Annotated in this window: 9 protein-coding genes and 3 pseudogenes; 8 read left to right on the top strand and 4 right to left on the bottom strand. The window is 70.2% G+C overall.

What is annotated here, in order from left to right; translation table 11 throughout:
• The first annotated feature begins 33 nt into the window (after positions 1 to 33).
• Positions 34 to 1,476 carry an adenylosuccinate lyase gene (gene purB / locus ACFVYE_RS22110; protein WP_383958613.1) on the top strand — a complete coding sequence of 481 codons (1,443 nt, stop codon included), beginning with the start codon at positions 34 to 36 and terminating at the stop codon, positions 1,474 to 1,476.
• Between the two features lie 19 nt (positions 1,477 to 1,495).
• Complete coding sequence (gene mug / locus ACFVYE_RS22105; RefSeq protein ID WP_383958615.1) at positions 1,496 to 2,059, top strand: G/U mismatch-specific DNA glycosylase; 564 nt, start codon at positions 1,496 to 1,498, stop codon at positions 2,057 to 2,059.
• A gap of 212 nt (positions 2,060 to 2,271) precedes the next feature.
• On the opposite strand, the gene ACFVYE_RS22100 is transcribed toward mug, so the two are convergent.
• Positions 2,272 to 2,709 carry a hypothetical protein gene (locus ACFVYE_RS22100; RefSeq protein WP_383958617.1) on the bottom strand — a complete coding sequence of 146 codons (438 nt, stop codon included), beginning with the start codon at positions 2,707 to 2,709 and terminating at the stop codon, positions 2,272 to 2,274.
• 246 nt (positions 2,710 to 2,955) lie between these two features.
• Between ACFVYE_RS22100 and ACFVYE_RS22095 the strand changes: the two are divergent.
• The 3 genes and pseudogenes from ACFVYE_RS22095 to ACFVYE_RS22085 all read left to right on the top strand — a co-directional run.
• A pseudogene (locus ACFVYE_RS22095) lies at positions 2,956 to 3,123 on the top strand (two-component sensor histidine kinase); the annotation flags it as partial.
• Positions 3,113 to 3,745, top strand: a pseudogene (locus tag ACFVYE_RS22090) (response regulator); the annotation flags it as partial. The pseudogenes ACFVYE_RS22095 and ACFVYE_RS22090, both read left to right, overlap by 11 nt.
• A 106-nt stretch (positions 3,746 to 3,851) precedes the next feature.
• Positions 3,852 to 5,009, top strand: a complete 1,158-nt coding sequence (locus ACFVYE_RS22085; protein WP_383958619.1) for an ROK family protein — start codon at positions 3,852 to 3,854, stop codon at positions 5,007 to 5,009.
• A gap of 49 nt (positions 5,010 to 5,058) precedes the next feature.
• Here ACFVYE_RS22085 and ACFVYE_RS22080 read toward each other — a convergent pair whose 3' ends face one another.
• On the bottom strand, positions 5,059 to 5,826 hold the full coding sequence (locus ACFVYE_RS22080; RefSeq protein ID WP_383958621.1) for a GntR family transcriptional regulator: 768 nt from the start codon (positions 5,824 to 5,826) through the stop codon (positions 5,059 to 5,061).
• 311 nt (positions 5,827 to 6,137) lie between these two features.
• On the bottom strand, positions 6,138 to 7,022 hold the full coding sequence (gene sigJ / locus ACFVYE_RS22075; protein ID WP_383958623.1) for an RNA polymerase sigma factor SigJ: 885 nt from the start codon (positions 7,020 to 7,022) through the stop codon (positions 6,138 to 6,140).
• Positions 7,023 to 7,174: 152 nt separating this feature from the next.
• Here sigJ and ACFVYE_RS22070 point away from each other — a divergent pair, with 152 nt between their 5' ends.
• Positions 7,175 to 8,005, top strand: coding sequence for an alpha/beta fold hydrolase (locus tag ACFVYE_RS22070; protein ID WP_389606978.1), 831 nt, complete (start codon positions 7,175 to 7,177; stop codon positions 8,003 to 8,005).
• A 57-nt stretch (positions 8,006 to 8,062) separates the two neighbouring features.
• Here ACFVYE_RS22070 and ACFVYE_RS22065 read toward each other — a convergent pair.
• Positions 8,063 to 8,911, bottom strand: a pseudogene (locus ACFVYE_RS22065) (DMT family transporter); the annotation flags it as partial.
• A 47-nt stretch (positions 8,912 to 8,958) separates the two neighbouring features.
• Here ACFVYE_RS22065 and ACFVYE_RS22060 point away from each other — a divergent pair.
• Complete coding sequence (locus ACFVYE_RS22060; RefSeq protein WP_383958627.1) at positions 8,959 to 10,452, top strand: PLP-dependent aminotransferase family protein; 1,494 nt, start codon at positions 8,959 to 8,961, stop codon at positions 10,450 to 10,452.
• 91 nt (positions 10,453 to 10,543) lie between these two features.
• On the top strand, positions 10,544 to 12,124 hold the full coding sequence (locus ACFVYE_RS22055) for an alkaline phosphatase D family protein (protein ID WP_383958629.1): 1,581 nt from the start codon (positions 10,544 to 10,546) through the stop codon (positions 12,122 to 12,124).
• Positions 12,125 to 12,165: the final 41 nt, after the last annotated feature.

Here is a 12,165-nt window from a genome sequence, read left to right as displayed (position 1 = left end):
GACCTGCAGAAACCGCCAGTAGAATCTGGACACGTGACTGCTGTGTCTGCGAAGCCTCGCATCCCCAATGTCCTGGCCGGCCGCTACGCCTCCACGGAGCTGGCCGTCCTCTGGTCCCCCGAGCAGAAGGTGAAGCTGGAACGCCAGCTGTGGCTGGCGGTGCTGCGCGCTCAGAAGGACCTCGGGATCGAGGTGCCGGACGCCGCCCTCACCGATTACGAACGTGTCGTCGACCAGGTCGACCTGGCCTCGATCGCCGAGCGCGAAAAGGTCACCCGTCACGACGTCAAGGCCCGCATCGAGGAGTTCAACGCCCTCGCCGGCCATGAGCAGGTCCACAAGGGCATGACCTCCCGTGACCTCACCGAGAACGTGGAACAGCTTCAGATCCGGCTCTCCCTGGAGCTGATGCGCGACCGCACGGTGGCAGTCCTTGCCCGGCTCGGCAAGCTGGCGGGCGAGTACCGCGAGCTGGTCATGGCCGGCCGCTCGCACAATGTCGCCGCGCAGGCGACCACGCTCGGCAAGCGCTTCGCGACCGCGGCGGACGAGCTGCTGGTGGCCTACGGGCGGCTTGAGGACCTGCTGGGCCGCTACCCGCTGCGGGGTATCAAGGGCCCTGTGGGCACGGCCCAGGACATGCTCGACCTGCTGGGCGGCGACGCCGGAAAGCTCGCCGAGCTGGAGCAGCGCATCGCCGGGCACCTCGGTTTCGCTCAAGCCTTCACATCGGTCGGCCAGGTCTACCCGCGCTCACTCGACTACGACGTGGTGACGGCACTGGTGCAGCTGGCCGCGGCGCCCTCGTCGGTCGCGAAGACGATCCGTCTGATGGCCGGGCACGAGCTGGTGACCGAGGGCTTCAAGCCGGGTCAGGTCGGCTCCTCCGCGATGCCGCACAAGATGAACACCCGCTCCTGCGAGCGCGTCAACGGCCTGATGGTCATCCTGCGCGGCTACGCGTCGATGACCGGCGAGCTGGCCGGCGACCAGTGGAACGAGGGCGATGTGTCCTGCTCCGTGGTCCGCCGTGTGGCGCTCCCCGACGCGTTCTTCGCATTCGACGGTCTCCTGGAGACCTTCCTGACAGTGCTCGACGAGTTCGGGGCGTTCCCGGCCGTCGTCGCCCGGGAGCTGGACCGCTACCTCCCGTTCCTCGCCACGACCAAGGTCCTGATGGGTGCGGTGCGCGCCGGTGTCGGCCGCGAGGTCGCCCACGAGGCGATCAAGGAGAACGCGGTCGCCTCGGCCCTGGCCATGCGCGAGCAGGGTGCCGAGCGCAACGAGCTGCTCGACAAGCTGGCCGCCGACGAGCGCATCCCGCTGGACCGCGCACAGCTGGACGCGCTGATGGCCGACAAGCTCTCCTTCACGGGAGCGGCGGGCGACCAGGTCACCGCGCTGATCTCCCGCATCGAGGAGATCACCAAGCAGCACCCCGAGGCCGCCGGATACACGCCGGGCTCCATCCTCTGACAGCCGCCACCACAGCCGGATGACACCCGAAGAGCTCCAGGCCGCCCGCGACCGCACCGTTCCCGATGTGGTCGCGGGCGGCCTGCATGTGCTGTTCTGCGGGATCAACCCGAGCCTGATGACAGGGGCAACGGGCCACCACTTCGCCCACCCCGGCAACCGCTTCTGGCCGGTACTGCACCGGTCCGGCTTCACCCCTCGGCAGCTGAAGCCGGCAGAACAGACCGAACTGCTGCGATATGGCCTGGGCATCACCAATGTGGTCGCCCGGGCCACCGCACGGGCGGACGAGCTGTCCACAGTGGAGTTCCGCGAGGGCGGACAGATCCTGGCAGCCAAGGTCGAGCAGCTGCGACCGCGGTGGCTGGCCGTCGTGGGGGTCACTGCGTACCGCACCGCCTTCGGTAGACGAACCGCCCGGATCGGTCCGCAGGACCACACGATCGGCGGCGCCCGCGTCTGGGCCCTGCCCAACCCCAGCGGCCTGAACGCCCACTGGACCGCTCAGACGATGGCAGAGGAGTACGGACGCCTCCGCGCCACTGTCGAATGCGACGGCGTCAGCACCACCGAAGGAGCCTGACGCCCCGGCGCCCGCACGGCGGCTTGACGCCGATGGCCGTCCGGTTGTGGTTCTGTCCGTGGCAGAGGGCCGGTGCCTGGCCCATCACGGTGAGCGGCGGCGGGGCCGTCGCGGAAGGTTGGTGACAGGGCCCGTCCGCAGGAGGCGGATACCCGGGCCGACACAGCGGACGGCTGCCCCATTCCGTCTCAGCGGGCAGCAGCCTGCTCTTGTCACGGTGGATCTATCTCCGTCACCACAACGCTCAGCTCGCAACCGGGGCCTTCCTCCTCCAGGTAGAGCCCCATGGCAACCCATCGGTCCTCGATCCGCCAGAGCTGGAGGTACTCGCAGCCCGCGACCGTCTCGGCCCACGCCTCCGGAATCTCCTCACCGGCCATCATCCGCTCCTGCGCACTCCACAGGCTGATCGTCTGCGGCTCGCCCCAGCGGCCGACGAGCAGCGTCAGCAGCGCGTCATGCTCTGCGAGGCACTGGGCCCGGTGCTCCAGTCGCCCGGCCTCGTCGTCGTCCCAGTGGTCGATGTCCGCGTGCAAGGACGCTGCGTGATAGCCGGGCCCGCTGACTCCCGAGCCTGACCGGATGCGCTCCGCGGGGAAGTCCCGGGTGCGCATCCCGTCGATGAGGCGGAGGTGATGTGCGGTGGTCATGGCGCCAGTAAACCGCCCAGCACTGACAAGCCGCTCCGTGTCATGAGCTTTGAGGGGCTTTCAGCCGTCTTGCTCCATCTTTGAGAACGTGGCAGCGGGCTGTGCGTCCCTTCGCCGGATCGCGCACCATCCTGCCGGCAGTGCGGCCGCTGCCACCGCGGGACCGCTCCACCGTCCGAGACTGCCTTCGGGGTTCTGCTCGAGCACCAACTGTCCTGCCCGGTCGGGCAGATCACTGATTCCATGGGCACGCCGGGCGGTGGGAGCGGGCTGCGGGGCATCCGCGAGCGGGCCGCGCTGCTGGGCGGAAAGGCCAAGACCGGTCCGTACGACGGCGAATGGAGGGTGCACGCAAGTCTTCCGTTGAACGGCCTGGGCCGACCCGAGGCCGGTCACCGTTCTTCTGGTCGATGACGAACCCCTCGTACGGGCGGGGCTGCGCGCGGTTCTTGAGGCTCAGCCCGATATCGAGGTGGTGGCGACGCGGGTGACGGCGCCGCAGTGATCCCGTTGCCGCATCAGCTGCGCCCCGGTGTGGTGGCCATGGACGTCAGGATGCCGCTGACGGATGGCATCGAGGCGACGCGGGTGGTGCTGCGGACCGAGCCGCACCCCCCGAAGATCCTGGTGGTCCCCACATTCGAGAACGACGAGTACGTGTACGAGGCGCTGCGCGCCGGAGCGGACGGTTCGCTCCTCAAGCGCGCCCGGCCCGCCGAGATCGTGCATGCGGTGCGGCTGGTCGCGGAGGGCGAGTCATCGCTGTTCCCGGCGGCGGTCCGGCAACTCGCCGTCGAGTACGGCACGGGCAAGGCGCGGGCGGCCATGGACCGGGCATCGCTGACCGGGCGTGAGGCTGCGGTCCTCCGGCTCATGGCCCGTGGCCCGTGGCCTGTGGAACGCGGAGATCGCCGCCAGGCTCGTGGTCGGTGTCGAGACGGTGCAGACCCATGTCAGCGCCGCACTGGCCAAGTTGGGTGCCAGGGACCGTACCCGAGCGGTGATCGCAGCGTACGAGTCCGGGTTCGTCGCTCCGAGCCGAAGGCCACCGGCCCCGGACAGCCGTTCGGGCCCGCGGTCGCCCCGCACCCGGACAGCGAGTACCATCCGCCTGACATGCGCACGAGCTGGGAGGACACACCGTGGGCCGGCTGACCGGTGGGGACCCGTCGCTGCTGCGACGGATCAATTCCGCGGTGGTACTGCACGCCCTCCGGGGTGCCGGCTCCCCCACCCTCACGGACCTGACCCGGATCACAGGTCTGTCCCGGCCGACGGTCGAGGGCGTCATGGAGGGGCTCTTCGAGGCCGGACTGGTCGTGGAGTCGTTGCCCGACGGGGGTGAGACCCGACGTCAGGGGCGACCGGCCCGCCGGTTCCGGTTCCGCGCCGAGGCCGGGCATCTGCTCGGCATCGAGATCGGCCCGCACCGGATCTCCGCACTGCTGTCGGGGCTGGACGGCCGGATCATCGGGGCGGGCTCCCGCGAGGTGTCGGAAACGGCCTGCGCCGACGACCGGCTCGACAAGGTCAGGGCAGTGGTCGCCGATGTCCTGCGGCGGACGGGCGTGGCCCGGAGCAGTCTGCGTGCGGTCGGGGTCGGCAGCCCGGGCATCGTGGAGGCCGACGGGACCGTACGGCTGGGCACCGCGCTGCCGGACTGGACCGGTCTGGCGCTGGGTGAGCGGCTGAGGCGCTCCTTCCGCTGCCCCGTCCTCGTGGAGAACGATGCCAATGCCGCGGCGGTCGCGGAGCACTGGAAGGGTGCAGCCACCGAGTCCGACGACATCGTGTTCGTCCTGGCAGGGCTGAGCCCGGGCGCCGGTTCGCTGATCGGTGGGCGGCTGCACCGCGGTTTCGGAGGTGCGGCGGGGGAGATCGGCGCGCTGCATCTCCTCGGCCGGGAGGCGACGCCGGAGAAGCTTCTGTCGACGACGGACACGCCTTTGGACCCGTTGGACGAGCCTGCGGTCGCCGCCGTGTTCGCAAAGGCACGGCATGGCGAGGTCCGGGCGCAGGCGGCGGTCGAGCGGTTCATTCAGCGCCTGGTGCATGACGTCGCGGCTCTGGTGCTGGCGCTGGACCCCGAGCTTGTGGTGATCGGCGGCTGGGCCGCGGGGCTGGACGGTGTGCTGGATCCGCTCCGCCGTGAGCTGTCCCGCTACTGCCTTCGGCCACCGCGGGTCACGCTGTCGCTGCTCGGAGAGGCGGCGGTGGCCACGGGGGCTCTGCGGCTGGCCCTCGACCATGTCGAGGAGCAGCTCTTCGCGGTGGAGGCAACGGTGACGGCCCGCCGCTGAGTGCGACGGGCCGTACACGGGCATGGCGGACCGGCGGAGCCGGTCGTGCTCAGGAGGCCTGGCGCTCCTGGCCGTGATGGCTGATCTCGAGGCCGCCCGAGTCACCGAAGGTGAGCCGGCAGGTGTCGGCCCGGTAGGTGGCCACGGAGAGCGCCGCGGCGGCGCCCGCCACGAGATATCGGGTGGTGACGACGAGAACAGGGGCGCCGGGAAGCCGGTCGAGCTCCTTGGCGTCGTCCACGCGCGCCGATCCGAGCTCCACCGAACGGTCCTGGCCGTCGAGGCCGAGACGGTGCAGCTCGCGCAGGACGCTGCGGGCCCGGGCGGGACCGGACGGGGCGTCGATCGCGGAGAGTTCGGGCACGGACGACGACGGGACGTACAGCAGTTCCGCCGCGACCGCCTGACCGTGGGTTGCCCGGATCCGGCGGACGATGTGCACCGGCTCGTCGCCGTCCACGTCGAGCATGGCCACCACGGATGCCGGTGCGACCGCCGTCGTGCAGTCCACGGGCTGCCATGCCTCGCCGACACCGCCGTCGGACCAGTCCCGCTGCGCCGTGGAGACGGCGACCCCGACGCGCGGCGGGGCGACGGTGGTCCCGACGCCGCGGCGGCGCTGCAGCCTGCCTTCGAGTTCGAGCTGTTCCAGAGCCTGCCGGAGCGTGGCTCGGGCGACTCCGAACCGGGCGGCGAGCTCGCGCTCGTTGGGCAGGATCTCGCCCACCGCAAAGTCCGAGTCGAGTGCCTCACTGAGCACGGTCTTGAGGTGCCAGTACTTCGGCTCCTGCACCGTTTCCAGCTGCGTGGTCCCCACCCTGTCCTCCGCAATCGCCCAGCGGCTTTTCCGCGACGTTATTTATTAAAGGTTCCTGTCTTAACGTTGAGACCATAGGACGGCACGCACCCTTGGTCAAGACCAATCCTCCTTCGGTCACGCAGCGAAACGGCCCTCTGCCGCAGAGCGTTCACAGGACGTTCGTGGTGCCGTGAGGCGCCCGCAGCACAAGGCCCCACGGCCGGGCAGACCGTGGGGCTCAGGGCGGGGACAGCAGAGGGATCCCCGGGCTGGGCAAACCGGAGGCGCTTGCGACGATCGGGAGCGCGACCAGCGGCCGGGAGGTCCGGCTACACTCCGGCGAGGTTGGTGAGTTTGTCAGGATTACGCACGATATATACGCACTGAATGAGCCCGTCCCTGACGTCCACCTGGAAGACGGAGTCGGGCTTTCCTCCTTCGAGGACCAGCAGGCCCGGCGCGCCGTTGAGCTCCAGGAACCGCACATCGAGTTCCTGGGCCTGGCCGTGGGCCACGGCGACGAGGAAGCGGCCGACCTTGTCGGCGCTCTCGATGACCCGCAGCGGCGCCTTGGACTTTCCGCCGCTGTCGCCGACGAGGCGCACATCGGGTGCGAGCAGGACCAGAAGCTCCTCGATGTCACCGCCCGCCGCCGCGGCGAGGAACCGCTCCGTGAGGTCACGGCGCTGGGCCGGGTCGACGTCGTAGCGCGGTTTGCGCTTCTCGACATGGCGCCGCGCACGCCCCGCGAGCTGCCGAACCGCGGCCTCGGTCCGGTCCAGGGTGGCGGCGATCTCGGCGTACGGGAAGCCGAACGCCTCGCGCAGGACGAAGACAGCCCGCTCCAGCGGCGACAGCGATTCGAGGACGACAAGCACGGCGACCGATACGGAGTCGGCGAGAACTGCCTGTTCCGCGGTGTCGGGCACGGCCGGCCCGAAGTCGGTGACGAGGGGCTCCGGCAGCCACGGCCCGACGTACGCCTCGCGCCGCGACTGCACCTGCCGCAACCGGTCGACGGCGAGACGGGTGGTGATCCTTACGAGAAAGGCGCGCGGCTCCCGTACATCCTCACGCGATGCGGACGACCAGCGCAGCCATGCCTCCTGCACCACATCCTCGGCATCGGCGATCCTGCCCAGCATTCGGTAGGCAACCCCGGTGAGCACGGGGCGGTGGTCCTCGAAGACGTCGTTCGCGGTGTCGGCTGTCACCCCTCCATCCCAGCCGAGACTCCACAGACTGTCCAGCACGAAGCGCCCGGCCTCTTGAACTGCAAGCTACCGAGCGGTAATTGTTGTTGACGAGACGTCTAAGTCACCTCAGGCATGGCCCGTTCATGCCGGATCACCCCAGGAGCACCAGCATGGCCACCACGGTCTCGTTCGGCGTCGACTCACCTCAAGGGCCTCGGGCCGTGTCCATCGCGTATGAACGGACCGGTTCCGGGGAGCCGTTGCTCCTGCTCCACGGCATCGGTCATCACCGTCAGGCCTGGGATCCGGTGCTGCCCGTCCTGGCCGTGGAACGGGATGTGATAGCCGTGGACCTTCCCGGTTTCGGTGCCTCCTCGGCGCTGCCCGACGGTGTTCCGTACGGCCTGGCGAACATGGTCCCGGTGCTCGGAGCGTTCTGCGAGGAGCTCGGCCTGGACCGGCCGCATGTGGCAGGCAATTCGCTGGGCGGTCTGCTGGCGCTGGGGCTGGGCCGCGAGAAGCTCGTGCGGTCGGTGACGGCGCTGTCGCCCGCCGGTTTCTGGACGGAGAGCGAGCGGCGCTATGCCTTCGGTACGCTGCGGGCAATGCGACGGGGCGCGCTGTCGATGCCCATGCCGCTGATCGAACGGCTCTCACGCAGTACGGCCGGACGTGCGGCGCTGACCAGCACCATCTACGCCCGGCCCGGCCGCCGTTCACCCGGCGCCGTCGTCGCGGAGACCATCGCCCTGCGCGAGGCGACCGGTTTCCGCCAGACGCTTGCCGTCGGGCGGAGTGTCACGTTCACCGACGACGTGCCGGGGCTGCCCGTGACCGTCGCCTGGGGCAGCCGCGACCGGCTGCTGCTGCGTCGCCAGGGAATCAGGGCCAAGCACACCATTCCCGGTGCCCGGCTGGTGCGGCTGCCCGGTTGCGGGCATGTTCCGATGAACGATGATCCGGCGCTCGTCGCGCGCGTCATTCTCGACACCAGCCGCTGAGTCGGCACCCCGCGCCGCGCCACTGCGAGGCAGGACGCCCGAGCCGAGCACCACACCCAGCCCGACCAGAAGGCTGCCGCCGGCCTGCGGGATCCCGTACGAACCGGTGCCGACGAGCGGTGCGGTGAGCGCGGCGGAGACCGGGATCAGGCCGGAGAAAAGTGTGGCGCGTTCGGCGCCGATGCGCTGCATGCCCATGTACCAGCAGACGAAACCGACAACGGTGACCACGGCTGCCTGCCAGAGCAGCGCCACGGCCTCGCCAGGTGTGGGGATCCGCAGAACGGCCCCGCCGTCGATCAGCACACCGAGCAGCATGGACTCCGCGGCGGCGATGCCGCAGACCGTGGCGGACAGCAGTTTCGGTCCCAGCGGGCGCAGCACCGGTACCGCGAGGACGGCGAAGCCGACCTCGCCCGCCAGCGCGCCGACCGAGCAGAGGATTCCCTCCGTATCCGTACGGCCCCACCCCTGAACGGTGAAGGCCCCGGCGGCAACGAGCGCGGCCGCGTACAGGACCGCGCGCATCGGGCGCCGGCCGTCCAGCAGCGGTACGAGGACGGCGACGAGGATCGGGGCGCAGCCGACGAACACCCCTGGAACGGCGGGTTCCGCGGATCGTTCCGCTGCGAGTACGGCCAGGTTGAAGCCGACCATTCCGACGGCTGCCAGCAGCGCGAGCCGTACCCACTCGCACAGGGTGAGCGTGCGAAGCGTGACAATCGGCCAGGGCTGCCCGTCGCGAGCCAGCAGCGGCAGGAACAGCAGCGCGGCAAGGCCGTAGCGCAGTGTCTGGCCGCCCGCGTACGGGTAGTCGCCGAGCACGCTGTTGGCGGTGAAGGAAGCGCCCACAAGGATGCAGGCGAAGGCCGCGAGAAGCGCCCCGCGCAGGGAAATGGCGTTCATGGAGTCGACGCTAGGCAGCCGGACGGTCCGGTTTAAGGTCCACTTGCATGATGTCTTCGGGGACCAATTCACCATCGGACCGCGTGGAGCCCGGGGAGTTCGTGTCCGCTGCCTGGGAGTTGTTGCTTCCGGCTGCCGCGGCCCCGGCCCGTCGACGCGGCCGCGCACTCCAGTCGGCACTGCGCGAGGCCGTGCGCTCCGGCCGTCTTGTTCCGGGTACGCGGCTGCCGTCCAGCCGTGCGCTCGCCGCCGATCTGCGGGTGTCGCGGGGGCTGGTCACAGAGGCGTACGAGCAGCTCACGGCGGAGGGGTATCTGACCAGCGGACGGGGTGCGGGCACGTGGGTGAGCGGCGCGGTCCGGGCCGCCACGCCGGGGGCGCGCGATCTCGCTCCGCGCGCCCCGGGTGCTCGTGCGGACTTCCGGCCCGGCACTCCCGATCTGTCACTGTTTCCGCGCAGCGCCTGGGCCGCCACGTACCGCTCGGTGCTCGGCCGGCTGCCGCACAGCGCACTCGGCTACCCCGATCCGCGTGGGCTGCCCGAACTGCGAGAGGCCCTGGCCGCACTGCTTGCCAGGCGCCGTGGAGTGGTCGCCGATCCGGAGCGCCTGGTGGTGTGCTCCGGCGTGGCGCAGGCGACGACTCTGCTCGGGTTTGTGCTGCACGGGCGGGGGATACGTACCGTCGGCGTCGAGGATCCCGGAAGCCCCGAGCACGCAGCGCTGTTCGCATCTGCGGGAATCGCCACCGCCGGGCTGCCGCTCGACGACGAAGGGCTGGCTGCCGAGCCCCTCGTACGCTCGGGCGTGCGCGCCGTCGTGACCACTCCGGCGCACCAGTTCCCCACCGGAATCGCATACTCCGCCGCCTGCCGCAGCAGGCTTCTGGACTGGGCACGCTCCACGGGTGGGCTGATAGTGGAGGACGACTACGACGGTGACTTCCGTTATGACCGTGCGCCCGTCGGCGCGCTGCAGGGTCTCGACCCCGAACATGTCGCGTACACCGGTTCGGTGAGCAAGTCGCTGGCCCCCGGACTGCGGCTGGGCTGGCTGCTCGCACCGGCGGAGATGACCGACGAGATCGTCGCCCGCAAACGCACGATGGATCTGGGTAATCCGACCGTCGACCAGGCAGTCCTTGCCGACTTCATCAGCCGGGGCGGCTACGACCGGCAGTTGCGCCGCTGCCAGCGCGCCTACCGTGAGCGTCGCGACGCGCTGTCCGCGGCGCTGGCGGAGCACTTCCCGGGTACCGAGGTGAGCGGAATCGCCGCCGGTCTGCACATCATCGCCCGACTGCCAAAACGGTACGGCCCCGAGCCGGTGTTCATGGCGCGCGCGGCCGGTGCCGGAGTGGCCCTGCGGCCACTGGGCGACTTCGGCACCGTGCCCTCCACGGACCGGACAGTGAGCCTGGTTCTCGGCTACGCACATCTGGCTCCCCAGGACATCGCGCAGGGTGTGCGGTTGCTGGCCGCGGCGCAGCGGTACGCGAAAGGACCGGACATCGGTGAGGGCCGGGGCCGGGAGTTCATCTGAGGTTGGTGTGCGCGCCGCCGACGGGCACGAGGGTGGGGTCGGTCGACCGGCCACCCGTTCGTCCGCTGACCACTGCCCCGGAGGCGCCTCGATGTCGTACCGTCCGCGTATTCCGTCCCTCGACCGCCGCGGTGTGCTGCGCGGTTCGCTCGTCGCGTCGGCGGCGCTCACGCTCCCCGTGGTGGGCGCCGCGGCCCCCGCCTTCGCACTGTCCGGCAGGCCGCGCGCGGCATGGGGCGTGCAGGTGGGCGATGTCACCGCGTCGTCCGCGCTGGTCTGGGTCCGGTCGGACCGTCCGGCCAGGATGGTCGTGGAGACATCGGCGACGGAGTCCTTCCGGCGGGCCCGCACCTGGCACGGTCCGCTGGTCGGTTCCGACACGGACTTCACCGGGACGACACCGCTGTACGGGCTGCCACCGGGTGAGCAGGTGCACTACCGGGTGACGCTCGCCGACCCCGAAGACCCCCGCCGCACCGGCGAACCGGTGTACGGAACCTTCCGGACCGCGCCCGCCCGGCGCCGGGACGGGGTGCGCTTCCTGTGGTCCGGCGACATCGCGGGCCAGGGCTGGGGCATCAACCCGGACATCGGCGGCTACGTGGTGTACGACGAAATGCGCCGCCTCGACCCGGACTTCTTTCTCTGCAGCGGCGACAACATCTACGCGGATGGGGTGATCGAGCCGAGCGTGCCCCTGCCCGACGGGCGTGTCTGGCGCAATGTCACCACGGAGGAGAAGGCGAAGGTCGCCGAGACCCTTGCCGAGTACCGCGGGAACTTCCGCTACAACCTGCTCGATCGCAACCTCCGCGAGTTCAACGCGCAGGTGCCTTCGATCGTTCAGTGGGACGACCACGAGGTACGCAACAACTGGTATCCCGGGCAGATCCTCGACGACTCCCGCTACACCGAGAAGAACGTCGATGTGCTGGCGGATCGTTCGATGCGGGCGTTCCGCGAGTACTTCCCGGTGTCCACTCTGCATGCCTCGAAGGGCGAGGGCCGGATGCACCGCGTGGTGCGGCACGGTCCGCTGCTCGATGTCTTCGTCCTCGACATGCGGTCCTTCCGCAACGCCAACTCCCCCGGCCGGCAGCCCGACGACACCACCGGCATCCTCGGCGCCGAGCAGCTCAGCTGGCTCAAGCACGAGCTGTCGCGGTCCCGTGCGGTGTGGAAGGTGATTGCCGCGGACATGCCGCTGGGACTGGTGGTCACCGACGGTGCGACGGACTTCGAAGCGGTCGCACAGGGCGATCCCGGAACCCCGCTCGGCCGTGAGCTCCAGATCGCGGAACTGCTCCGGTACATCAAGCACCGGCGGATCACCGGCACGGTCTGGCTGACGGCCGATGTGCACTACACATCGGCGCAGCACTACGAGCCCGAGCGCGCAGCGTTCAAGGACTTCGCACCGTTCTGGGAGTTCGTCTCCGGGCCGCTGGCGGCCGGTCAGTTCCCGGCCAACGCACTCGACGCGACGTTCGGTCCCGACCAGGTCTTCGTGCGGGCGCCCGAGCGCGCGAACGTGTCGCCGATGGAGTCTCCGCAGTTCTTCGGCGAGGTCGATATCGACGGCGGCAGCGGCGAGTTGACTGTGCGGCTGCGGGCGCAGGGCGGTTCTGTGCTGTTCAGCAAGGTGCTGCAGCCGGGGCGCGTCGGACAGTGAACCGGCAAGCTGACAGTCGGCCCCGGTGAGTGGTCGGGACC

This window comes from Streptomyces sp. NPDC058239 (assembly GCF_042882185.1).
In the GTDB taxonomy this organism is placed as follows: Bacteria; Actinomycetota; Actinomycetes; order Streptomycetales; family Streptomycetaceae; genus Streptomyces.
This window is presented reverse-complemented; position numbering and strand designations above follow the sequence as displayed.

Bases quoted from the DNA above. Each gene is read 5' to 3' on its own strand.
- ACFVYE_RS22060 (WP_383958627.1), top strand. From the start codon at position 8,959: ATGATGTCTTCGGGGACCAATTCACCATCGGACCGCGTGGAGCCCGGG.
- ACFVYE_RS22055 (WP_383958629.1), top strand. From the start codon at position 10,544: ATGTCGTACCGTCCGCGTATTCCGTCCCTCGACCGCCGCGGTGTGCTG.
- ACFVYE_RS22070 (WP_389606978.1), top strand. From the start codon at position 7,175: ATGGCCACCACGGTCTCGTTCGGCGTCGACTCACCTCAAGGGCCTCGG.
- ACFVYE_RS22100 (WP_383958617.1), bottom strand. From the start codon at position 2,709: ATGACCACCGCACATCACCTCCGCCTCATCGACGGGATGCGCACCCGG.
- mug (WP_383958615.1), top strand. From the start codon at position 1,496: ATGACACCCGAAGAGCTCCAGGCCGCCCGCGACCGCACCGTTCCCGAT.